Here is a 21,786-nt window from a genome sequence, read left to right on the forward strand (position 1 = left end):
ACATGAGCAACGGTACCATCGTTCAGTGCATCGGCGCCGTGGTGGATATTCAGTTCCCCCGCGACAGCATCCCTAAAGTCTACGAAGCATTGACGCTCGTTGACGAAAGTTCGGCTTTCGCAGAAAAAGGCCTGACTTTTGAAGTACAGCAACAATTGGGTGACGGTGTAGTTCGCACCATCGCCATGGGTTCCAGCGACGGCCTGCGCCGCGGTATGGAAGTGGCCGGTTCGGGCGCTCCCATCTCCGTTCCCGTGGGTGTCGGCACCCTGGGTCGCATTATGGACGTTCTGGGTCGCCCCATTGACGAAGTCGGTCCTATCCAGTCCGACGAGCGTCGCGCCATTCACCAGCCTGCGCCTACTTTCGACGAACTGTCGCCTTCCGTAGAGCTGCTGGAAACCGGCATTAAAGTGATTGACCTGGTTTGCCCGTTCGCCAAGGGTGGTAAGGTTGGTCTGTTCGGTGGTGCCGGTGTGGGCAAGACCGTGAACATGCTGGAGCTGATCAACAACATCGCCAAGGCACACAGCGGTCTGTCCGTGTTTGCCGGTGTGGGTGAGCGTACCCGTGAAGGTAACGACTTCTACCACGAAATGGCCGATGCTGGCGTTATCCAGATGGATAACCTGAGCGAGTCCAAAGTGGCCATGGTGTTCGGTCAGATGAACGAACCTCCAGGCAACCGTCTGCGTGTGGCACTGTCCGGTCTGACCATGGCCGAGAAGTTCCGTGACGAAGGCCGTGACATCCTGTTCTTTGTGGACAACATCTACCGCTACACGCTAGCCGGTACCGAAGTGTCCGCTTTGCTGGGTCGTATGCCTTCCGCAGTGGGTTACCAGCCTACGCTGGCCGAGGAAATGGGTAAGCTGCAAGAGCGCATTACCTCCACCAAGACCGGTTCGATTACGTCCATCCAGGCCGTTTACGTTCCAGCCGATGACTTGACTGACCCATCGCCTGCTACGACCTTCTTGCACTTGGACTCCACCGTTGTGTTGTCGCGTGACATTGCTGCTCTGGGTATTTACCCCGCTGTGGACCCTCTGGACTCCACCAGCCGTCAGCTGGATCCACAAATTGTGGGCGAAGAGCACTACGCAGTGGCTCGCGGTGTTCAGCAAACGCTGCAGCGCTACAAGGAGTTGCGTGACATTATCGCGATTCTGGGTATGGACGAGTTGTCTCCAGAAGACAAGCAGGCTGTTGCCCGCGCTCGTAAGATCCAGCGCTTCCTGTCTCAGCCTTTCCACGTGGCAGAAGTGTTTACCGGCTCGCCTGGTAAGTACGTTCCACTGGCTGAAACCCTGCGCGGCTTCAAGATGATCGTCGACGGCGAGTGTGATGCACTGCCAGAACAGGCGTTCTACATGGTCGGTTCGATCGACGAGGCTTTCGAAAAAGCCAAGACTATTCAGTAATAAGGATTACTCATGGCTAAGCTTCATGTTGACGTGGTTAGTGCTGAAGAATCGATCTTTGCTGGTGAAGCAAAGTTCGTGGCACTGCCCGGCGAGGCTGGGGAGCTGGGTATTTTGCCCGGTCACACTCCACTGATCTCGCGGATTCGTCCCGGCACGCTGAAGATCGTTATGGACGATGGCAGCGAAGAGCATATCTTTGTCGCTGGCGGCATACTCGAGGTTCAGCCTGGGAAAGTCACTGTATTGTCGGATACCGCGATTCGCGCACAAGACCTGGATGAAGCAAAGGCGCTGGAAGCCCGCAAGCATGCGGAAGAAGCCCTGCGTAACACCAAGGACAAGGCCGATATTGCTGTTGTGGAAGCCGAGCTGGCCATGCTGGCCGCTCAAGCTGCCGCAGCACGTCGCTTGAGCAACGCGCGCAAGCACTAAGCTCAAGTCGGTAGCATCCGTGAAAAAGCCACCCTTAGGGGTGGCTTTTTTGCGTCGGTAGATTCGTGTTGTGCATGTCTCATATTTTGCTACAGCGTCGATTGGGCATCATCTATCCCTATAGTTTGCTGACGGTATGAACTGCCTCAAGACTCGAGGAGGGGGGCAGTACAGCATTTATCGGCATGGCTTCAGGGCGAGTGCGATGATAGAGCTCTTCAGCTGAACCAAGGTTGTATCTATTGCCACGGCTGCCAACAGATAGCTCGATGCCTACTTCGGCTAGGTGGTCGGTATAGCGGATAGAAGTGTTTCGCGATCCTCGATCAGAATGGTAGACCTGGGAGTCGGTGGAACGTCGGCAATACGGAACATACTCCAGGTCATTGGGCATGGGGTTTTTATTCATGGTCTTGCTCACTCGAATTTTTCGCCACCACTTCAGCTTAGCCGCTGAGGGGCTGTTGACAAGCTAGCAAGCTCCCTGAGTTGTGATCTCATTTCTCTGTTTTATTGCCTCTTGGTTTTCTTTTCCTGTAGCAGCATTTGCAAGCTTTCCTGAATACCATCCCGCCAGTTGCGCGGTATGTGTTTCCGTCCCAGAACGTTATCCAGTATGTCCTGCCGTAATGTTGAATTGGTAGGACGGCGGGCGGCGGTAGGGTAGGCACTGGTGGGGATGGGCTCTAGTGTCGGGATGTGGCTTAAGTAGCCGCAAGCTTGAGCCTGGCTGAAGATCTCTATAGCAAAGTCATACCAACTGACAGCGGGTTCACCGGCAAAATGGTAGATTCCGCTTGGGGCTTCGGAGCGTGCTGCCAGGTCCAGTAGCACCCGGGCAATATGTGGCGCATAGGTGGGACCGCCGGTCTGGTCGGCCACGATGCTCAGGTTTTCGCGCTCTGCACCTAGGCGCAGCATTGTCTTCAGGAAGTTATTGCCAAATTGGCTGAAGACCCAGCTGGTGCGCAGAATAATGGCGCTTGGTGCACAGTCCAGAACCGCTAGCTCTCCGGCTCGCTTGCTGCGACCGTATTCGCTAGCTGGATGGGTAGAGGCGTCTTCTTGGTAGGGGTCCGCCTTTATGCCGTCGAATACATAGTCAGTGGATACGTGCAATAGCCTTACCCCATTTAGCGTGCACGCTTGGGCTAGTAGGCCGGGCGCTAATCCGTTGAGTTGCATCGCCTGTTCCGGCTCGGACTCGGCCTTGTCCACGGCGGTGTAGGCAGCAGCGTTTATTAGGATGTTGGGTCGGTGTTTAGACAGTGCGGCTTCGATAGCCTCTGGTCGAGTAATATCAAGTTCCGCTCGACTCATTAGAATTAACGACTGACCTGGTGTTTGACCTTGATTTTGCAACCAGTCCAAAGATTGCCCAAGCTGTCCCTGTGAGCCTGTGATAAGAATTTTTTGCGTGGGCATAATACGTTTATCCTTGCCGTGCTTGTGCCAGCTCGCTCAAGCTTGGGTAGTGCTTATCTTTTTCAGAAAGTTTTGGACTCGTTATAGGCCAATCGATTGCCACCTTAGCACAATCCCAGGCTAGGCCGCCTTCATCCTCTGGTTGATAGTAGTCCGTACACTTATAAGTGAAGTCAGCCACATCCGAGAGGACGCAAAAACCATGTGCATAGCCTGGCGGTATCCAAAGCTGACGGTGATTTGTATCGCTGAGCTCGACTCCAACATACTGACCGAATGTAGGAGAGGTCGGGTTGATATCGACCGCAACATCATAAACGCTGCCTCTACTGACTCCTACCAATTTCCCTTGTGGGCGGGTCTTCTGGAAATGTAGGCCGCGAAGTACGCCATGTTCGGAGCGTGACTGATTGTCCTGAACGAAGGCTAGCTTGATCCCTGCTAGTTCTTGATAGCGTTGGGCGTTGAAGGTCTCTTTGAAAAAGCCTCGATGGTCACCGAAGACTTTAGGCTCAATAACCAGAACCCCAGGTAGTTTTGTTTCTATGACGTTCATGCGTGCTCCTCGGCGAGTTTGATCAGATACTGGCCGTACCCTGTCTTAGACAGAGCTTGACCCTGACTTCGCAAATGTTCTCGAGTGAGCCACCCATTACGAAAAGCTATTTCTTCCAGGCAGGCTACCTTGAGCCCTTGACGATGTTCAATGGTTCGCACAAAGGTGCCAGCTTCCAGTAGGCTTTCATGAGTCCCAGTGTCAAGCCAAGCAAAGCCTCGGCCCAACAGGGACACATGAAGATCACCCGATTGCAGGTAGGCGTTATTAACGTCTGTAATTTCTAACTCGCCGCGGGTAGAGGGCTTGACCTGGTGAGCAATCTCGACAACGCGATTATCATAGAAGTAGAGCCCGGTCACAGCAAAGTTGGACTTAGGTTTTACTGGTTTTTCCTCGATAGAAAGCGCTTTCCCCTGACTGTCGAACTCCACAACGCCGAATCGTTCTGGATCGTTCACTTGGTAACCAAATACAGTAGCTCCAGTTTTGCGAGCTGCTGCCTCCTTCAGCATCTGGCTGAAACCGTAGCCGTAGAAGATGTTGTCTCCCAGAATCAGGCTAACACTATCTTGTCCGATGAATTCTTCTCCGATGATGAAGGCTTGTGCGAGTCCATCGGGGGAGGGCTGTTCAGCGTAGCTAAGTTTCACGCCGTAACGACTGCCGTCGCCAAGCAGCTTCTGAAAGTTGGGTAAGTCTTCGGGGGTGGAGATGATCAATACCTCGCGTATGCCAGCAAGCATCAGTACTGACAGGGGGTAGAAGATCATGGGTTTGTCATAAATCGGAAGCAACTGCTTGGAGACCCCCATAGTGATTGGATGCAGTCGTGTGCCCGAACCACCGGCCAAGATAATGCCTTTCATACTTTGTTTCCTATACGTGTCAGGCGGTAGCTGCCGTTTAGCACACGTTTCCACCAGTGGGAGTTTTCCAAATACCAAGTTACTGTCTTTTTTAACCCCGACTCAAAGGTCTCTTGGGGTGTCCAACCTAGCTGCTGAGCTATCTTGCTTGCATCGATAGCGTAGCGCTTGTCGTGACCGGGACGATCAGTAACAAATGTGATGAGATCCGCGTAGTGGTTCACTCCATCAGGTTTATTGGGAGCGAGTTCTTCTAGAATAGTACAGATGCTGTGCACTACTTCCAGATTCTGCTTCTCGTTATGCCCTCCAATATTATAAGTTTCACCCACTTGGCCATGAGTTACTACTTCCACCAATGCTCGAGCATGGTCTTCTACGTACAACCAGTCGCGCACCTGATCGCCCTTCCCATAAATGGGCAGCGGCTTGCCTCGTAGTGCGTTAAGGATGACGTGAGGTATCAGTTTTTCGGGAAAGTGGTAGGGACCATAATTGTTAGAACAGTTCGTTACTATCACAGGTAGGCCATACGTGCGATGCCAAGCGCGAACAATGTGGTCCGAACTGGCCTTGCTCGCAGAGTAAGGTGAGCTGGGAGCGTAAGGCGTAGTTTCCAAAAAAAGGTCGCCTGTACCATCCAAATCGCCATAAACTTCGTCTGTGGATATGTGATGGAACCGAAAGCTTTTCTTGCGCGTATCGTCTAAGCCAGCCCAGTACTTGCGAGCTGCCTCCAGTAGTGTATAGGTGCCTACGATATTGGTCTGTATGAACTCTGCGGGACCATCTATTGAGCGGTCTACGTGAGACTCAGCGGCTAGATGCATGATAGCGTCTGGTTGAAACTGGCTAAATAGCTGGGCCATGCTGGAGGCATCGCAGATATCAGCGCGAGCGAATTGATAGCGTTCGTTGTTTTGGATAGGCGCGAGCGAGTCAGTGTTACCAGCGTAGGTAAGCTTATCTACATTCAGGACCAAGTTAGGAGTGGTCTGAATGAGGTAGCGAATAACGGCAGAGCCGATGAAGCCAGCACCGCCGGTCACCAGAATACGTAGTGGGGTTGTCATGGAAAAGGCACCGTACGCAATTGAGTTAGGTTTCTGTGAAGTACTCGGAGATAGGAAGGATAAATAGTTAGATTACTGATGTGCCTTTCGCAAAAATAGAACTCATACTGCTTGACTATATAGATATAGACGATATCAGTGGTTCGTTAGGCTTGGCGGCACATCGAGTCTACTCCGTTCCTAAACGGAGGCTGGAGGGATTATACTCGTCCCGCTAACCAGCTTGTCTATGGGCTGCAAGCCGAACCCGCGGTAAAGTGCAAGTTTCATTTCAATATGCTTATTATATCGCTGGACTGTTCGAAGTCGACACTTACTAGAAGTATGAGCAGAGATTTGCATTTATACGCATTGCCAGTGTCATTGCTTTGAAAAAAATCTGTCAAGGCTTTACAGTGTGGATTAGACAGCCTTGTATACCCCTCAAATGGCTCCATTGTAGGCATCTAAATTTATGTATCCCCTCTCAACTCTCAGCTTACTTTCTAATGTGGGCATATTTCTTTTCTTTGCGCTTAATCTTGGTTTAAATCGTGGGCCACTAATTGGAAGCGTTGTTATTTTAATTTCTGCTATAGCGGCTTTACCCCTATATAAAGGCTTTTTTCAATTTAAAGAAAGCTTAGTTCTTCTAGTCTTGCTTTCGCTTACTAGTCTATGCATGATCTTGATTTCATTTCTGCATGGGAATTCGTTAAGTAATATCGATTTGTCATCCAGATATATATTGTCAGTGCCAGTTTTTTTGTTAATGTTGTATCTCACTCCAAATGTCAAATTATTTTTGACTGGTTGTGCGGTAGGTTGTTGGTTGGGGTTACTGGTCGGTGCTTGGCAAATTATTGGGCTAAACTTCGAACGTGCAATTGGATTTACTGGTGTAATTCAATTCGGAAATATTGCTTTGCTTATGGGGCTGTTTTCTTTAGCAGGGTTGTTTTATCAACCTGAAAAAAGTTCAACTTACTGGAAAATATTTTTAAGCATAAGTGGGTTAATAGGCATATATGTGTCTTTTCTTTCTGGTAGCCGTGGTGGCTGGGTAGCCATTCCTATAGCTTTAATAGTATTTATAACTCCACTATATAGCAGAGATAAGCTAAAGAAGCTCCTGTTTTACGTGCTAATTGGGGGGGCTGCAATAGTAACCATAGCTTCACAGTCCAACAGTCTGCATAAACGTTTAGAGGTCGCGAAAACTGATATTGTTGCTTATGGGCATGGTAACACTGAGACGTCCATAGGAGCGCGCCTTGGTTTATGGGCTTATGTAACAGAAATTATTAGCGAGAGACCTTTGCTCGGTTGGTCTGATAGTGATTATCAACAGGGGCTAAAAGAGCTGGTTAGGCTAGACCCTTCCAAAGCTACGATGGCTGGGCTAGCGAATACTCATAATTCTATACTGGAGGTTACTGTTTTCAGTGGAATTGTTGGGTTAATACCTTTTCTACTCTTGCTTGGTTATCCATTTATCTTTTTTTTGAGAGGTTTGCGTTCTATATCATCTTTGGAAAGGTTTGCGTCGGTAAGCGGCACATCATTAATAGGATGTTATTTCGTAATGTCTCAATCTCAAGTTATGTTTCATCGTAATAATACACTTATGTTTTTCCTAATAAGCTTAGCTATTTTTTGGTCTTATTTGAAGAAGTCGCAAGTTAGATCAGCTCAGGTGTAAGATGAGCTTGTTAAGAAATTCAGTCTGGAATTTGCTTGGGTTTATTCTTCCAGCTCTGGCAATTATTCCTGCATTTGGGGTTATAGCTCGCCTCTTGGATATCGAGCAATTTGGAATTTTTACCTTATGCTTCGCAGTTATGGGGTATGCGAGCGTCTTTGATGTGGGAATGGCGAGGGCAGTCATCCGCTCGGTAGCTATGAAACAGGGAGACGAACCAGAGGTAAAGAGGATCATAAGCACTGCAAGTGCAGTTGTGCTTATATTGAGCCTTGTGACTGGCTTTTTCTTCTACATTTACAGTGGTAGCCTAGTAAGAATATTAAGCGTGTCCACCGAGTATATGAGAGAAGCGCAGGAAAGCTTTGAGTTGTTAGCTCTTGCAATGCCCGCTTTTTTGCTAAGCACAGTATGGTTTGCATACTTAGAAGGCAGCCAGAGATTTTATAAACTTAACGTTTTAAAGTCCATATATGGGTTATTGATGGCAGTCATGCCATTAGGGGCAGTAGTTTATCAACCTAGCTTGGTGTCTTCGATTGCCGGTCTAGTTCTGGCAAGGTATTTAACTCTAGTTATTGCGTATTTTTGGAGCTTACCTAGGCTCACTCTGACTAAGCTCTTTAAGTTCTATACAGGAACATTTAAAGAGTTACTTGGTTTTGGAGGGTGGATTACCGTGAGTAATCTTATTAGTCCAATTATGGTTTACTTTGATAGATTTTTTATATCATCGATTACTGGAACAAAGGACATTGCGTTTTATACCACCCCTTCTGAGGCTGTCTCGCGCCTTTCTTTTCTACCTACATCAGTAGTGCGTGTGATTTTCCCTAAAATTAGTGCACGAGGCGAAAACTATAAAAAAGATACGATGTTAAGTTATTGGATTGTAGGGGCAGCTTGTGCAATAGTCTCCTTGATAGGAGTGCTAGGTGCAAAATATATCCTTCTTATATGGATGGGAGAGCCATATACAGGTATAGCTGCAACTGTGCTTTCTATTCTTTTAGTGGGTTATTTCTTTAACTCTCTAGCTCAAGTACCTTATGCTGTAATTCAAGCAGGTGGGCACTCAAAGGTGACCGCCCTTCTACATATGGCAGAGTTAATTCCGTATATAGGGCTGCTCTATATTCTCATTCATGGTTATGGAATGATAGGGGCCGCAATAGCCTGGTCTATCAGGGTTTTTATTGATTATCTAGCTCTTCTTATTTTATCAAGAAAATATCATTAATTTTCTTTGATGCGTTAAAGTGTGGCGGGAGGGGGAGATTGTTTAGAAATCTACACGTTAGTTCTACAAGTATTTATTTTTTATTTTTATTAATATTCGTTTTTCCGGGTATTTATCAAATACTTACAGTAAAAACCCCTCTTTTTCTGCGTATAGGGGGAATAAGAATCGAGAATGCTTGGCTGGTTTCTATGATTATTCTTATTCTTTCTTTCTTGTTTTTTTTGCTTTCGGTTTTTTTGGGTTTATTGGCAAAAAGAATGAGAAATGCTTTTTGTCTGGATCTTTCAGTGGTGTCGCGAGGTTTGCTGTGCAGCATATCTAGTATATATGTTGTGGTTGGAATGCTTGCCGCTTTAAAAATTAATTTATTACTTGATTCATTTAATCTCTATTTTATTGAGCCTGGGAAAATAGGTGTTATTTATGGTGAGCTCAATGTTTTCAGGTATTACATTTTGCTTTTTTTGTTTCCGATAGGGCTTTATTATTTATTTTACGATCGTTATGATTTTCGAGATAGGTTCTTTGTTACGGTTCTATCGCTGTTTTTTTTGGTTTTGATTTGGTTTACTACTAGGCGTGAGCAAGTACTTTTAAACCTAATTTTTCTTTTTTTCTACTATAATAAATTTAAATTCAGCTTTAGATTTCGTAGTGTATTTTTAGCAGTGATATCAGTGGTGCTGTTAACTTATTTTCAACTAAAACTGCGTGGGGTAAGCTTCAGCGAAGGAATAGGCAGCATAGAGGACTTTTCTCCTGTCTCTTTAGGGGGGTATCTCATTGAGAAATGGATGTTTTTTCCATTTTTCATTGATAACAGCATCAGTTATTTGTATGGAATAGTTGACGGATTGAGCTCTTTAGGTGTCAATGAAGCAATTCAATCACACCTCGGTGGGGGGTGGAATAATCCTACTTTAGGTTTCTTTGCTCTATTTTTTATTACTGGGTTTTTGCCGGCTACTTTATTATATATAGCTTATTCTGCATCTATAGATTATTTTTCCACTGACTCGATTTATAATAAAAGCTATACGTCTAGTATCTTGGTGCCGTTCTTGATATTGAGGTTTCTTTTATTTTTAAGAAATGGTGAGCTTTTTAATGCTTTTTTAGATAATGTATTTTTCTTTATTTTTCTTTTGCCTTTCTTTTTTGGGCAACGCCTTTATAAGTAAATACATAAATTTGCTATGAGAGAAAATATGAGTTTAAAGGTTGTAGCTCTATTGGTTTTATATTTCCCTGATAGAGATATAGTAAGAAGGGTAGAGAATACACTTGCTCAGTGTGATTTTCTAATAGTTTATGATAATACAACATATGAAAATGGAAGTGGATTTGATTACCCTTATGAGGAGGATCAGCGAATCTTATATGTATCAGAAAATAAAAATATGGGGATAGGGGAGGCGCTAAGTTTTGCGCGTAGGTATTCCATAGTTAATGATTTTGATTTTCTTCTAACACTTGATCAAGATACTGATTTGCCGCAGAATTATGTAAATAATATGCTTTCTTTATCTTATTTAAAGAGCGAGCATGCTATATTTGGGCCTAGATTTTATGATCGGAATAATAATAGGTACGCCAAGTTTCCCATTAAACACGGTCAGCTCCCTATTAGAAAAGAGCTGAAGAGCGAAGGTGAGCCAGAAGAGGCTTTTTGTATAATTACCTCTGGTGCGTTTCATAGAGTCAGTTCATTGCAAGAACTAGGTGATTTTCGGTCTGATTTTTTTATTGATTATGTTGATAATGAATATTGCCTGAGGGCATGGTTGAAAGGCTACAAGGTGCTTGTATGTCCAGACGTATGCATAGAACACTCTTTAGGGAATCGAACTGTAACTAGGGGAGCACTAAAATTTTCCCCAACTAATTATAGTCCTATAAGGAAATACTACATTACAAGAAATAGATTAGTGGTATATCGACAGTATTTTTTTAAGTTTCCAGTAATGATTGCCTATGATTTTTCTGCCTTGATTTTAGATCTCTTCAGAGTGTTTCTCTTTGAGAAAGAAAAAAAGAAAAAGCTTAAAGCCTACTTAAATGGAATTAGTGATTTTTTTAAAGGTAGGCTCGGCCCTTTTCAAGGTTAAATATTATTTGTAGAGATAGTAGAAGGCGTTAATTTTTCCAGTAATTTTTATGCATACTGAGTTTTTTCTTAAAGATACGAGGTATAAATTTTTGTTTTTTTCCCATATTGTAAAAAGTTAGCTTTAAAAAGACACGTATTAATGCATGTGGTATAGCGCTGGGTGCATTTTTTGATAAATAAAAGAGTTCTGAAATTACAAATCGCTTTCCTTCACCCTTTGGAGAGCCGAAGCTTTCTAGTAGCCAACGCTGTTCGCTAAAAAAAGCTCCTATGTCAAAGTAGCGTTTGGCCTCTTCAACGAGAGTATAGTTATGTGAGTGATGGCATTGTGCCGTACCCTCATATGCTATAAGCCAACCATTTAGGATCATCTTCGCTGCTACGTACATATCTTCCGATAGTATGACATTACTCGGAAATCCTCCCACGTCAAGCAAAGCCGTTCTTCGGTATGCGGAGAATGAATTGGACATGAAAGCTGCCTTAATACCTTTAGTTGGTATGTCTTGTGCGCTACGTACATGTGATGTAGACGGATAGTTGAATAACCTGGCATGAGCTGCTATAGGATTCGCGTCTATATGCGGAAGTTGTCGCCCACAGACAGCTGCTACCTTTTCATTTTTAAACTCCCTCACTAGTTGGATAAGTGCGTCAGGTGTGGCGAGGTAAGCATCCTGCGTAAGATATATAAAGATGTCATATTCGGGGAACATCTCAGCCATGTATTGCCGTGTTCCCCCGTGGTTAAATTGACTGGCGGATATCTGTACCACTTGATTTGCAGTTTGTAACGCAAACTCATGAGTGCCGTCAGTTGAGCTGGAGTCAACTACTAATATGTCAGTAGAAAGCGTTTGCTCTTTAATTGAAGTTATAAGTCTTTCTAAGTCTTTCAGCCCATTATAGGTAGGTATGATGCATGCATATTTAAAGGTACAGTCACCAGCATGCATTTTTTTACTAGAATCCTTTGGGGATGACGGCATTAATAAGCCCCTCTACGGTTTAAAACTACATTAACTGTTTTGAAAAGAATGGCGAGATCATTCCATAGGGACCAATTTTTAACGTACCAAGCATCGAAGTACACCCTTTTGTCGTAATCAACGTCATTGCGACCACTAACTTGCCAAAGTCCAGTCATGCCTGGTTTAGCGAGCAAATAATAGTCTGCATTTTCCCCATAGCGAAGTAACTCCTCTTGGACGACCGGCCGTGGTCCTACTAGGCTCATTTGGCCCAAAAGCACATTGAAAAGCTGAGGTAGCTCATCTATGCTCGTCCTACGTATGAAATGGCCTAAAGGCGTGATTCGGGGATCATTTTTCAGTTTAAAATCTTTTTCCCATTCGGCGCGAGCACTAGGATCTGTAGCTAATATATTCTCAAGAATTTCTTGGGAATTTTTCAGCATAGATCGAAACTTCCAGCATTTAAATTTTTTTCCACCACGCCCCACCCTTTCATGTCCATACATTGGGGCACCTCCATCCCTGATAATAAAAAGACTCAGGAATAAAAAGATTGGAGAGAGTAGTGATAATAAAATTAAAGATATGGTTATATCAAAAAATCTTTTTAGTATCTTTGACGATAACCGTGTTAGGCTTGTATTAAGATTTAAAATTAAAATTTCTTCACTGAATAAGAATGACATTTTAATATTGTTGAGAGGAACGCCACGTGTAGTAGGTATTATGGAAATAGAGTGGCAATGATTACTTGTTAAATATTTTATCCAATGTTCACGGGTTTTATCTTGCTCAATGTCTGTGGCAATAAAGTATTGTAGTTTTCGATAGTTATGAAGTTTCTTGAGCTCTGATTCTTCAGTCAGAAGGGGGAGTTTATCGGCTAATGGAGATTTTTCTCCCGGTACTGTTAATAAGGCAATAAATTCATAACCTAGATACTTTTCTCGCTCTAACGCTTCATATGCTTCAAGGGCATTTTCTCCACCACCTAATATAACGGCTTGTACTCGGTAATGATTAGCTTTTTGCCATGCGAATTTAATAGCAATCCGAAAAGTGGGGACAAGGATTAATATGAGTATCCAAGTGGCAAACCATAAGTAGCGTGAAAATTCCCACTTTGAAAAAGCGATGATGGCAAGATCTACTATAGAAAATATAACTATCGTTCTTAGTATTTCTTTAAGCTCAAACCAGAAAGGGAGTCTTTCTCCGTAGTGCTTTAGCTTGAAACCGTACCAGCCTGTCGTCAGAAGCGAAAGTAAAAAGTAACAAAGTAAGCGAGAATTTATTTCTGCTTGGGGTATATATCTATAAAGGTCTGTAGTAATAAAATAAAGAAAAAATCCCGCCAACAGTGGCGATATATTAAATGCTAGTAGATCTGATGCGATAAGTGTCGCTGGGATAAAGGAACGAAGCTTCATGCTGCTATACCATTGATCTTGCGATTTAAAGTTATGATGCCCACTATAGCAAGGCATGTGAGAAGACCTCCAGCTAGACCGAGGCCTAAGAGAGTAAACCAAGATAAATCCACCGACTCTTCTGGGACCTGAGCCTGACGGTCAATCGTAACGGGTTTTATGTTCGCGGAATTAATAGATATCATGCTTAAGAGGTTTTTATCCATAATCAAACCTTCTAAGCCTGTAATGTATGGATCATTATTACTACGGGTAAGAGTTATTTCAAGTTCAGAAGTAAGGGTTTTTACGCCACGCATGTAGAGATTATCGCCGCTATATGAAGTGATTAAATTTCCACTCAGTGGAGCTTCTTCTAGCCCGCTACCTTTAGCGATCTGCAATGCGTCTTTTAAACGTTGTACTCGTTTTAATCTCGCGTCTTCAGCTGTGATTCGTAGTGCTTCTATCTGTTGGTCTATTAGGTCTCTCTCGATCTGGATGTTGTCTATTAAGGTTTGCGCCAATTGCTCTCTGCTTGCCTTGGTCGCCAGATTTATGTATTCATTAGCCCAAGAGGAGATTAGCTCCCGGTCTTTGCCTGTTATTTCTATGGTCGAAATAAATTCATTTTGTTGTTTGGGGATTGTGATTCTTAGTTCTTTTTTCAGATCAGACCATAGTTCTTCTTCTGCTGAATTTATTTCTCGTTTTTGAGCAGGGAGATAGTATTCGTAGAAGAATCTTTGCTTGATCGTATTTGAAGTTAGATGACGAATAAAGATTTGATAAGCAGAGTCGGGTGAGATTTCCACTAAGGAAGTTTTGTTCGAATTTCGCTCACGTGCCCCAAAACCTATCATTTTTATCGATGAGGCTACAGAGTTATAAGCCATTAGATCAGCGGGGGTTGGAGGTAAAAGCTGTATTTCTGTTTTATAACTGGGTGTCTTGAAAAAGTATACACTACCTGCAAGTAATACACAGGCCAAGATAACGGCAAGGAGTAATTTTTTTTTGGAACGCGCCGTGGCAATAAGATCATGAAATGTTATTATTATAGCGGAATTATCTTGGCTGTCAGAAGTCATTTAGCGTCCTGGGGGAATTAAGCAAAGAGGCTAATAAGGAAAATTAAAATTAATCTAAGGTTAATTTTTGGTTTTTAAGTATTGGTTGTGGTGTTTTCGTTTTTTATTTTTGGGAGGTGGTTTATTTAATTATTTATCATACAATTTTAGTGGTTAATAATGGATTTTTTAAGTTCAGTGAGTGGTGTTTTTGAAAATCTATTTTATCTCATTTTTGATTCTATGAGTCTTAACGATTTTAAAGAAGTTTCATCTAAGCGGGAAAATGGCTAAAGGTTAGCTTAATTGTAAATTGGTTTTATTTTCATTTGCAGCCTGTATGCATCTTCAAAGCTACTGCTTGCTTATGGAGTATTAGCAGCTTTATTTGCAGCAGCACTGGTGATTTACAGTAAGAATTATCAGATTTGAGACTTGTATAGTGGCACTCAGGGGAAGCTGGGGTGAGTGTTTTTTTAAGGGTTGGCTAGGTCAGGTTGTAGGATACAGCCGTATGTGAAACCTGATCGAATGCTACTGCTTGCCTGTATTCTAGACAAGCTTAAGTGGCTATGGGCATGGCTTTAAAGAGGAGACTGGCAATTCTAAGAAGCGAGCCAAGAGCTATGTAATTAGCTAAGGATAATTATAAGCAATGAAACAGCTTACGCGTGAACTTGGTTAGATAAGCTACATATAGAAAGAAGATATCTCATTGTAGTATTTTGTTGCGTGTGCAAGTTAGCATGAGATCTAGGATTTTGTGGACGCTGTGTGTTGAAGTGAAACGGCGTCGTCGGTCGAGTACCGCGTTAGTTGTCAACCTTTGTCGTGGGTAGGGCGATTGAGGCTGGAATGCAGCTCAAGAGTTGACTGCTTGACAGATTTCTTGCCTTTGTTGGGCGCATGGCGGCGGATTGTACATATGCGGGCAGTATAGCGACGATCGGCCGACGAAGTGGCTAGTAACACTTTTCAGATCGACTCGATTCAGTTCACACCTTGTGCCGTTCAATGTAGACGTTTGTGGTTGAAGGCTCTGCTTGCGTGAGGAAAATGTTAGCCGTGTGCAAGATGTTATTGGCTCGCTGCAATTCGTAGACCTCCCACCCTGGCGCTATGACTGGTTTACGTTGGGTCGTGGTGATGCCTTCGCATGGCCTGCTACCGATCTTGTGATGCTTCGACTAGGCCAGCAACTGCTGTGTCAAATAGCCAGTCCTAGAGGAGACTGGTAATCATTAGTAAATGGAACGGTCTTAAAAGCTAGGTTCTTTAAGCTGTAAGTCGGAAGTTTTGTCTTGAGCATGACGTGAGTGGCGCCACATTGTATAAATAACGCGTTAAGTCACCGTACGATGCAGCTTATCAGTGTGAGTACCTGCCCGAAGGGTATACACAGAACTTTCCGAAATAATTAAAGATGTATTCTGGGGGATTCTTTTTTATGCAGTATGAATAAGTAGGGAGAACCGTTAGCCCAATTAGTCGAAGGCCATTGTGACGTGTATTGTGCAATTAAAGTAGTGGCTCAATGTCGGGTCAGTTACTCCATTGTCAAAGGGAGAAGGCTGTAATCTGGCCCACATACATTGGTAGTTCGGCAGTACACCTCTCAAGATCGTTGCATACCTAGGCATTTATCGAGATGGATAGTTTGTGAGGCTAATTCTAATGAGAGGTTTGAGGTAAGACTTATATTTCTCAATGGAATAAGCAAATAAAGATGCGTCTCCCCAACAGGTTTAAGCTTCAGTTTTCGCCTGTTTCACGAGATCGTTATGTTTTCCCGTTATTTAGCCCCCAGCCTTCTTGCCCTCTCTGTTTCCTTCTCCGCACAGGCTGCCGAGCAAGCGCTGGAGATCGGCTATTTGCCTATCATGCCTGCCGCTCAATTGTTCGTGGGCTTAGGGTCTGGCGACTTATTGCCAGAGGGACAAGCGGAACCCAAGCTGGTTCAGTTTCAAAGCGGTCCAGCGCTGACCCAGGCCTTGATCGCCGGGCAGCTGGATGTTGCCTATGTGGGTATTGGCCCCGCTTTGGTGGCCAAGGCTAAAGAGGCCGACGTTAAAGTTGTCGCCTCCAATATTGTGGAACAGGTCAGTGTGGTCGCTATTGGTGATCTGGCTGCTTATCTGGATGCCGACCAGCCTGACTTCGCAGCGGCTGTCGCCAAGTTCACCCAAGAGAAGGGTCACAAGCCCAAAGTTGCCAGCTACCCCAAAGGCGCTGTGCCAGAGGCTGCCTTGCAGTACTGGCTGCGCAATATGCTGAAAGTAGACCCGAATGTGGTCGAGGTGATCTACCAGGGCGAGGCACAGATTCAACAGGCCTTGAGCAATCACGCTGTTGATGCCGCCGCCATTCTGGAACCTACGGTTAGCCAAATTCTGCAGCGCCAGCCCGATGCCAAGATTGTGGCTCACGGTGGGGAGTTGTTCCCCAATGAGCCAGGTTCGGTGCTGCTGGTACGCGAAGGCTTGATCAAGTCCAATCCTGAATTGGTTCAACATCTGGTGAATGCACACCTGCGTGCTACGGCTTTGTTGCGTGATGAGCCTGCCAAAGCCACTCCTTATGTGCAGAAGTATGTAGGCGGTGGTCGCTTGCCTAAAGAGATTGTGCAAGCCGCTATCGAGCGCTCGCGTGATCAGTTCCAGCCTGACCCTCACAAGATTATTGATGGCACGGTTCAACTGCAGGATTTCCAGGTTTCTTTAGGCACGCTGGCTACCAAGCTGGATGATGTTCAAAGCCTGTTTGACGTTCGCTTTTATGAAAAGGCAGCACCGTAATGAGCGTTGCGAAACAAGCTAGTTTGCCCGCTGCAGCACCCGCAACTGCGGGTGCCCTGGTTGATGCCTTGTGGCGTCGCGGTCTGGAGCGGATTGTTTACGGCGTAGCCGGTCTGGCCTTGTTTATCCTGGTGTGGCGCCTGGCTTATGTCTATGGCTGGGCTCCGCGGGGTACCTTGCCTGATCCATTGAGCTTGCCCTCGGCTTTGTTCCAGGAGATTGAAGCCGGTCGTCTTTGGCCGGCTGCTCAGTCCAGTCTGGTGCATTATTTCTGGGGCTTGGGCATCGGCACTTTCCTGGGTATTGCTTTTGGTCTGGCGGCGGCAACGATCCATCGCTTTGATTTGCTGCAAGCTTACTTGGTTCGCTTGCTGCGTCCTATCCCGCCCTTGGCGTGGGTGGTGTTTGCCATTGCCTGGTTCAAGGTCAGCCATACTGGCGCAGCCTTTGTGATTGCAATCGGTGTGTTCTGGCTGAATTACTTTGCTACTTACAGTGCGGTGCGCTCGGTCGATCCCCGCTATTACGAATTGGCTGCGGCTTTCGGGCATAACTCCTATTTCGCTCGCGCCTGGACGGTAGTGTTGCCAGCGATCAGCCCCGGCTTGTTGAGTGGTGTGCGTGCTGGTATCGGTCAAGCCTGGATGACGCTGATTGCAGCCGAGTTGCTGGGTGTGCCTGGCATGGGTCAGGAAATGAATGCCGCTGCGGGTGTGGGTGCTTACGATGCGGTGGTGGTCTATATGTTGATCATCTCGGTGGTCTACACCTTGTGCGATATGCTTTTTCTGGCTTTCAACAAATGGGTACTTCAGTGGCAGCCTTGATTCAGTTCCAGGGGTTTGGTTTTCAGTACCCCGGTGCGCCTGCACCAGTGATCCGCGATGTGAATCTGGAAGTTCAGGCAGGGCATTTTGTGGCGATTGTAGGTGGTTCGGGTGTAGGCAAGAGCACCTTGTTGCGTGCGGCAGCCGGTTTGAGCCAGCCTAGCTTCGGACATCTGCGTTCCAACCTGCAAGATAGTCTTGGCCGTCGTGCCAATGCCTTCGTGTTTCAGGACAGTCGTCTGTTGCCTTGGCGACGTATTGCTTCCAACGTGGCTTATGGTCTGGAAGGGTTGGGCCTGTCGCGTGAAGAGCGCGATCAGCGTGTGGATGCCGCCTTGAATCAGGTGGGTTTGGCGCATCTGAAAGACCGCTGGCCGCATCAACTGTCGGGTGGTCAGGTACAGCGTGTTGGCATTGCCCGCGCCTTGGCTGTGCAGCCGGATTTGTTGTTGATGGATGAACCTTTTTCTGCCGTGGATGCCTTGACTCGTCAGGCCTTGCAGGATGAGCTGGTTCAAGTGTGGCAGCGTAGTTCAGCAGCAGTTCTGTTTGTGACGCACGACATTGATGAAGCGGTCTTTTTGGCCGATACCATTATCGTTCTGGGTGGCAGCCCGGCTGGTGTCAGCGCCCGGATAGAGGTAGACCTGCCACGTCCGCGAGATCGCACTACACCCCGCTTTGGGGAGTTGGTGAAAGAGGTTGGTCAGGCCTTGTAATTACGTCTGCCATTGCATCAAGAAGAACGGCCCATTGAGTGGGCCGTTTCTGTTGCCTACTCTTGTCTGCTGGTTCTGCATGGGTATGCTCAGAGACAAAACAATCAGGCCCTGTGCTCACTTCTACCTTGTGCGCTTTACACTACTTGTTTGATGCCTAAGCACATGACAAGGAGAGGACATGAAGCACCCGGTAAATGCATTCAAGCAGGCTTTGCGGCAGGGCAAGTCCCAGATTGGTTTGTGGCATGGCTTGGCCAGCCCGTATGTGGCGGACCTCTGTGCAGGCCTGGGCTATGACTGGATCTTGCTGGATGGCGAGCATGTTCCCAATACGGTACAGACTTTGTTGGCGCAGTTGCAGGCCGTATCGGCCCATCCTATTGCGCCGATTGTGCGTCCCAGCTGGAATGACCCTGTGCAGATCAAGCTGCTGCTGGATATGGGGGCTCAGAACCTTTTAATTCCCATGGTGCAAAACGCGGAGCAGGCCAAAGCGGCTGTTGCCGCGACACGGTATCCTCCGCATGGCATTCGAGGGGTGGGTGCAGCCTTGGCGCGTGCTGCTCGCTGGGGGGCGACCACGGACTATGTGGCGCGGGCCAATCAGGAAATGTGCGTGATTTGTCAGGTGGAAACTCGCGAGGCGCTGGATCATCTGGACGAGATTCTGGCGGTGGAGGGCGTGGACGGTATTTTCATCGGCCCGGCGGATTTGGCGGCCAGTATGGGGTATTTGACCGAACCAGGGCATCCAGACGTTTTGTCAGCGATTGAGGATGCGATTGTGCGTATCAGCAAGGCGGGTAAGGCTCCCGGAATCTTGCAGGCCAATGTCGAGGCAGCGCATCACTATTTGTCCTTGGGGGCCTTGTTTGTGGCCGTAGGCGTGGACGCGGTGTTATTGCGGCAGGCGGCAACGGCTTTGTTGGGTCAATTCAAGGACGAGGTTGAGGGGCCCGTTGCTCAGCCCGGCGCAGCTTACTAACGCTGGTTTGATCGCCAGGCGTCTTGCGGATAGCTGCTCCGCCTCAGTTATGTTGTAAAGGCCGGGCCTGCTTATTAGACGATATGACCTTGGCCGTAGCACCGGCTAAGGTCGGCTTTCTTAAGCGCCGCTCTCGAGCAGGAAGCTCAGCAAGCTTTCTGCGCTCGGTTGCAGGTCACTGCGGCGGCGCACACCGATCAGAATTTCTCGCTGGCTCCATTCTTCGTCCAGCTCAATCACACGGGTATTGGGGATCTGATAAATGCTGGCGCTCTTGCGCGGCAAGATGCCTATACCCATGCCTGCATTGATCAATAAGCACATGGCGTCGTAGCCAGAAACCTCGGTGCGGATACGCACCGAGCGGTTGGCTTCCATGGCGATTTTGGTGATCTGGTAATGCAGCTGCGTGCCCGTTAGCAGCGTGATCTGCTCATGCTCCAGCGTTTGCTCGAAACGGACTTTGTCATGCTGAGCCAAGGGGTGATTGATAGGCACCAGCACGACCAGCTTGTCACTGCGAAATGGGTAAGCTTCGATATCGGCTGCGTAAGGCAGGCGGGTAAAGACACCCAGGTCGGCTTTACCCTCTGCCAGGGCCCGAATAATGTCCAGGCTGGTTTGTTCTTCCAGTTGCAGGGGAATAGCCGGGTGCAGACGTCCAAACTCGCCCAGTGGCTCGGCCAGAAACTGAGAGATGGCCGATGTATTGGCCAGGATATGTACCAGCCCTTGTTGGCCTTGCGAAAACGCTTGAAGGCGCGTCTCGATCTCTTGCGCACTGTTGAGCAAGGCACGTGAGCGGTACAGCAGCTCCAGGCCCGCCGCAGTTGGGCTGACACCTTTGTTCGTACGCAGCAGCAAGGTGGTGTTCAGAGACTGTTCCAGATCCGCAATCCGGCGGCTGACCGCGGCGGCAGCAATATGCTCACGCTCTGCCGCTTGGCTGATCGTGCCTTCTTCCAGGATGCGGACAAACAGTTTGAGGGTTAGAAGGTCCAGTTTCATGCAGGCATCATATCGCTTTTTTTTGCTTATCTGCATCTGGGCTGACGGTGGCAGCGGAGAGAGTCATCGCTCCAAGCTATAGGGCTATTTCGCGGCGCGTCTACGTCATATGTCCATAAGGATGTAGTAGCAGAGGGTGTTATCAGCCTGTATCGAGGGCGAACGACCGGCCATGGCTTGGCGTTTGTTTATGAGTCGCTACAACTGCGGTTTTTACGGTACGCATTGAGGACGTCTAAGCATAAAAAAAGCCCCGCCGACTGTATGTCGGCAGGGCTTTGTACCGCTAAGCCTGTTCGATCAGGCTTGTGGCTTGGCGCCAGACAGGATGTGGCCAGCGTTAGGCACGCGGGTTTCCAGACCCAGGGTCTTGAGCATTTGGTACACGGTGCAAACAGCGGCGGACAGAACGGGCTTGCCGATCTGGTCTTGAGCGCGCTGGATAGCAGGCAGGGAAGGCATCTGCACGCAAGCGGACAGAATAACTGCGTCCACGCCGTCGTGGTTCAGGCGCTTGACGTGCTCCAGCAGGTTCTCTGGATTCAACAGGCCCACTTCCAGGTTGTCCGACACTTCCAGGCTGATGGAGTCTTGAACTTCGATGCCTTCAGCTTCGATGTAGTCAGCCACGCGCTTGGTCAGCGGCTTCATGTAAGGGGTGATGATGGAGACTTTCTTGTAGCCGAATTCTTTCAGCGTATCGACCAGGGCGCCGGCCGAGCTCAGCACAGGAATTTCCACGCCGTTATCTTTTACGGTGTTTTGCAGACGCTCTTGCGAGACGCGGTGGTAGCCGTCGCCTTGGGCCATGATGGCGACCAGGCAAGCGTAGGCCATCACGCTCATGCGGGCGTCGCTCAGCTCAACAGCGCAGCGATCGCTGGCGATGTCCATGGCTTTCAGCTCTTCGGGATTCACGTGCATCATGCGCATGCGCGAGGAGTGGAATGTGAAACGCTCTTCAGGAAACTCGGCGTAACGAGCCTGCAACATGGCAGGAATCTCGGTTTCCATGGTGGTGTTGGAGCTGGGAACGATCTGACCAATGCGGTAGGTTTTCATAGGGATCTGTCTCTGAAGTTGGTTTTTAGATTGACGCCTTCATTCTAGGACCCGTTTTCTTCCTTGCAAATCAATCATCTGTCAACGTGCCATCGCCAACGGCGATGGCAGGAGGGCA

General features: G+C 47.2%; 19 protein-coding genes. 10 read left to right on the plus strand and 9 right to left on the minus strand.

Features of this window, described 5'->3' with window-relative positions:
* Positions 1 to 2: 2 nt before the first annotated feature.
* Together atpD and MID00_RS10070 are read left to right on the plus strand one after the other, a co-directional pair.
* Entirely contained in the window at positions 3 to 1,424 is a 1,422-nt protein-coding gene (gene atpD / locus MID00_RS10065; RefSeq protein WP_003805012.1) for a F0F1 ATP synthase subunit beta, read from the plus strand.
* A 12-nt stretch (positions 1,425 to 1,436) separates the two neighbouring features.
* Positions 1,437 to 1,859 carry a F0F1 ATP synthase subunit epsilon gene (locus MID00_RS10070; RefSeq protein WP_009464130.1) on the plus strand — a complete coding sequence of 141 codons (423 nt, stop codon included), beginning with the start codon at positions 1,437 to 1,439 and terminating at the stop codon, positions 1,857 to 1,859.
* A gap of 510 nt (positions 1,860 to 2,369) precedes the next feature.
* On the opposite strand, the gene rfbD is transcribed toward MID00_RS10070, so the two are convergent.
* From rfbD to rfbB, 4 genes are read right to left on the minus strand one after another with little or no spacing between them, the layout of a single operon-like run.
* Positions 2,370 to 3,284 (minus strand): dTDP-4-dehydrorhamnose reductase, encoded by a 915-nt coding sequence (rfbD, locus tag MID00_RS10075; protein ID WP_254500269.1) that lies wholly within the window; start codon positions 3,282 to 3,284, stop codon positions 2,370 to 2,372.
* A 7-nt stretch (positions 3,285 to 3,291) separates the two neighbouring features.
* Positions 3,292 to 3,840 carry a dTDP-4-dehydrorhamnose 3,5-epimerase gene (gene rfbC / locus MID00_RS10080; RefSeq protein ID WP_254500270.1) on the minus strand — a complete coding sequence of 183 codons (549 nt, stop codon included), beginning with the start codon at positions 3,838 to 3,840 and terminating at the stop codon, positions 3,292 to 3,294.
* On the minus strand, positions 3,837 to 4,709 hold the full coding sequence (gene rfbA, locus MID00_RS10085) for a glucose-1-phosphate thymidylyltransferase RfbA (protein ID WP_254500271.1): 873 nt from the start codon (positions 4,707 to 4,709) through the stop codon (positions 3,837 to 3,839). The genes rfbC and rfbA overlap by 4 nt, the downstream gene beginning before the upstream one ends.
* Complete coding sequence (gene rfbB / locus MID00_RS10090) at positions 4,706 to 5,782, minus strand: dTDP-glucose 4,6-dehydratase (RefSeq protein ID WP_254500272.1); 1,077 nt, start codon at positions 5,780 to 5,782, stop codon at positions 4,706 to 4,708. Before rfbB ends, rfbA begins: the two co-directional genes overlap by 4 nt.
* 454 nt (positions 5,783 to 6,236) lie before the next feature.
* Here rfbB and MID00_RS10095 point away from each other — a divergent pair, with 454 nt between their 5' ends.
* The 4 genes from MID00_RS10095 (at position 6,237) to MID00_RS10110 (ending at position 10,814) form a co-directional block, all read left to right on the plus strand.
* Positions 6,237 to 7,463, plus strand: coding sequence for an O-antigen ligase (locus tag MID00_RS10095; RefSeq protein ID WP_254500273.1), 1,227 nt, complete (start codon positions 6,237 to 6,239; stop codon positions 7,461 to 7,463).
* A 1-nt stretch (position 7,464) separates the two neighbouring features.
* Complete coding sequence (locus MID00_RS10100) at positions 7,465 to 8,703, plus strand: flippase (protein ID WP_254500274.1); 1,239 nt, start codon at positions 7,465 to 7,467, stop codon at positions 8,701 to 8,703.
* Between the two features lie 191 nt (positions 8,704 to 8,894).
* Positions 8,895 to 9,887 carry a hypothetical protein gene (locus MID00_RS10105; protein ID WP_254500275.1) on the plus strand — a complete coding sequence of 331 codons (993 nt, stop codon included), beginning with the start codon at positions 8,895 to 8,897 and terminating at the stop codon, positions 9,885 to 9,887.
* 27 nt (positions 9,888 to 9,914) lie between these two features.
* Positions 9,915 to 10,814 (plus strand): glycosyltransferase family 2 protein, encoded by a 900-nt coding sequence (locus tag MID00_RS10110; protein ID WP_254500276.1) that lies wholly within the window; start codon positions 9,915 to 9,917, stop codon positions 10,812 to 10,814.
* A gap of 28 nt (positions 10,815 to 10,842) precedes the next feature.
* On the opposite strand, the gene MID00_RS10115 is transcribed toward MID00_RS10110, so the two are convergent.
* Genes MID00_RS10115 through MID00_RS10125 form a run of 3 tightly spaced genes read right to left on the minus strand, consistent with a single transcriptional unit; the run spans position 10,843 to position 14,290 of the window.
* The gene (locus MID00_RS10115; RefSeq protein ID WP_254500277.1) at positions 10,843 to 11,772 is read right to left on the minus strand and encodes a glycosyltransferase family 2 protein; all 930 of its coding nucleotides are present in this window, start codon (positions 11,770 to 11,772) and stop codon (positions 10,843 to 10,845) included.
* 32 nt (positions 11,773 to 11,804) lie between these two features.
* A complete protein-coding gene (wbaP, locus tag MID00_RS10120) occupies positions 11,805 to 13,220 on the minus strand; it encodes an undecaprenyl-phosphate galactose phosphotransferase WbaP (RefSeq protein WP_254500278.1) in 1,416 nt (471 codons plus the stop codon).
* Positions 13,217 to 14,290: a Wzz/FepE/Etk N-terminal domain-containing protein gene (locus MID00_RS10125; protein WP_254500279.1), complete on the minus strand. Its 1,074-nt coding sequence runs from the start codon at positions 14,288 to 14,290 to the stop codon at positions 13,217 to 13,219. The genes wbaP and MID00_RS10125 overlap by 4 nt, the downstream gene beginning before the upstream one ends.
* Positions 14,291 to 16,050: 1,760 nt before the next feature.
* Here MID00_RS10125 and MID00_RS10130 point away from each other — a divergent pair.
* The 4 genes from MID00_RS10130 (at position 16,051) to hpaI (ending at position 19,598) form a co-directional block, all read left to right on the plus strand.
* The gene (locus MID00_RS10130) at positions 16,051 to 17,064 is read left to right on the plus strand and encodes an ABC transporter substrate-binding protein (protein ID WP_254500280.1); all 1,014 of its coding nucleotides are present in this window, start codon (positions 16,051 to 16,053) and stop codon (positions 17,062 to 17,064) included.
* Positions 17,064 to 17,891 carry an ABC transporter permease gene (locus tag MID00_RS10135; RefSeq protein WP_238441731.1) on the plus strand — a complete coding sequence of 276 codons (828 nt, stop codon included), beginning with the start codon at positions 17,064 to 17,066 and terminating at the stop codon, positions 17,889 to 17,891. The genes MID00_RS10130 and MID00_RS10135 overlap by 1 nt, the downstream gene beginning before the upstream one ends.
* The gene (locus MID00_RS10140; RefSeq protein ID WP_254500281.1) at positions 17,867 to 18,610 is read left to right on the plus strand and encodes an ABC transporter ATP-binding protein; all 744 of its coding nucleotides are present in this window, start codon (positions 17,867 to 17,869) and stop codon (positions 18,608 to 18,610) included. Before MID00_RS10135 ends, MID00_RS10140 begins: the two co-directional genes overlap by 25 nt.
* Before the next feature lie 181 nt (positions 18,611 to 18,791).
* Positions 18,792 to 19,598, plus strand: a complete 807-nt coding sequence (gene hpaI / locus MID00_RS10145) for a 4-hydroxy-2-oxoheptanedioate aldolase (RefSeq protein WP_254500282.1) — start codon at positions 18,792 to 18,794, stop codon at positions 19,596 to 19,598.
* A 120-nt stretch (positions 19,599 to 19,718) separates the two neighbouring features.
* Here hpaI and MID00_RS10150 read toward each other — a convergent pair whose 3' ends face one another.
* Both MID00_RS10150 and MID00_RS10155 read right to left on the minus strand, forming a co-directional pair.
* Entirely contained in the window at positions 19,719 to 20,606 is an 888-nt protein-coding gene (locus MID00_RS10150; RefSeq protein ID WP_009458583.1) for a LysR substrate-binding domain-containing protein, read from the minus strand.
* A 300-nt stretch (positions 20,607 to 20,906) separates the two neighbouring features.
* Positions 20,907 to 21,668 carry an aspartate/glutamate racemase family protein gene (locus MID00_RS10155; RefSeq protein WP_009458584.1) on the minus strand — a complete coding sequence of 254 codons (762 nt, stop codon included), beginning with the start codon at positions 21,666 to 21,668 and terminating at the stop codon, positions 20,907 to 20,909.
* Between the last annotated feature and the right edge of the window lie 118 nt (positions 21,669 to 21,786).

It is taken from the genome of Alcaligenes sp. NLF5-7 (assembly GCF_024266725.1).
In the GTDB taxonomy this organism is placed as follows: domain Bacteria; phylum Pseudomonadota; class Gammaproteobacteria; order Burkholderiales; family Burkholderiaceae_B; genus Alcaligenes; species Alcaligenes phenolicus.

What these genes read in the sequence shown, in the direction of transcription:
- MID00_RS10100 (WP_254500274.1), top strand. Translation starts at nt 7,465, where the DNA reads ATGAGCTTGTTAAGAAATTCAGTCTGGAATTTGCTTGGGTTTATTCTT.
- MID00_RS10135 (WP_238441731.1), top strand. Translation starts at nt 17,064, where the DNA reads ATGAGCGTTGCGAAACAAGCTAGTTTGCCCGCTGCAGCACCCGCAACT.
- rfbA (WP_254500271.1), bottom strand. Translation starts at nt 4,709, where the DNA reads ATGAAAGGCATTATCTTGGCCGGTGGTTCGGGCACACGACTGCATCCA.
- MID00_RS10115 (WP_254500277.1), bottom strand. Translation starts at nt 11,772, where the DNA reads ATGCATGCTGGTGACTGTACCTTTAAATATGCATGCATCATACCTACC.
- MID00_RS10125 (WP_254500279.1), bottom strand. Translation starts at nt 14,290, where the DNA reads ATGACTTCTGACAGCCAAGATAATTCCGCTATAATAATAACATTTCAT.
- rfbD (WP_254500269.1), bottom strand. Translation starts at nt 3,284, where the DNA reads ATGCCCACGCAAAAAATTCTTATCACAGGCTCACAGGGACAGCTTGGG.
- MID00_RS10105 (WP_254500275.1), top strand. Translation starts at nt 8,895, where the DNA reads ATGATTATTCTTATTCTTTCTTTCTTGTTTTTTTTGCTTTCGGTTTTT.
- MID00_RS10130 (WP_254500280.1), top strand. Translation starts at nt 16,051, where the DNA reads ATGTTTTCCCGTTATTTAGCCCCCAGCCTTCTTGCCCTCTCTGTTTCC.
- rfbC (WP_254500270.1), bottom strand. Translation starts at nt 3,840, where the DNA reads ATGAACGTCATAGAAACAAAACTACCTGGGGTTCTGGTTATTGAGCCT.
- MID00_RS10070 (WP_009464130.1), top strand. Translation starts at nt 1,437, where the DNA reads ATGGCTAAGCTTCATGTTGACGTGGTTAGTGCTGAAGAATCGATCTTT.
- wbaP (WP_254500278.1), bottom strand. Translation starts at nt 13,220, where the DNA reads ATGAAGCTTCGTTCCTTTATCCCAGCGACACTTATCGCATCAGATCTA.
- rfbB (WP_254500272.1), bottom strand. Translation starts at nt 5,782, where the DNA reads ATGACAACCCCACTACGTATTCTGGTGACCGGCGGTGCTGGCTTCATC.
- atpD (WP_003805012.1), top strand. Translation starts at nt 3, where the DNA reads ATGAGCAACGGTACCATCGTTCAGTGCATCGGCGCCGTGGTGGATATT.
- hpaI (WP_254500282.1), top strand. Translation starts at nt 18,792, where the DNA reads ATGAAGCACCCGGTAAATGCATTCAAGCAGGCTTTGCGGCAGGGCAAG.
- MID00_RS10095 (WP_254500273.1), top strand. Translation starts at nt 6,237, where the DNA reads ATGTATCCCCTCTCAACTCTCAGCTTACTTTCTAATGTGGGCATATTT.
- MID00_RS10110 (WP_254500276.1), top strand. Translation starts at nt 9,915, where the DNA reads ATGAGTTTAAAGGTTGTAGCTCTATTGGTTTTATATTTCCCTGATAGA.
- MID00_RS10155 (WP_009458584.1), bottom strand. Translation starts at nt 21,668, where the DNA reads ATGAAAACCTACCGCATTGGTCAGATCGTTCCCAGCTCCAACACCACC.
- MID00_RS10150 (WP_009458583.1), bottom strand. Translation starts at nt 20,606, where the DNA reads ATGAAACTGGACCTTCTAACCCTCAAACTGTTTGTCCGCATCCTGGAA.
- MID00_RS10140 (WP_254500281.1), top strand. Translation starts at nt 17,867, where the DNA reads ATGGGTACTTCAGTGGCAGCCTTGATTCAGTTCCAGGGGTTTGGTTTT.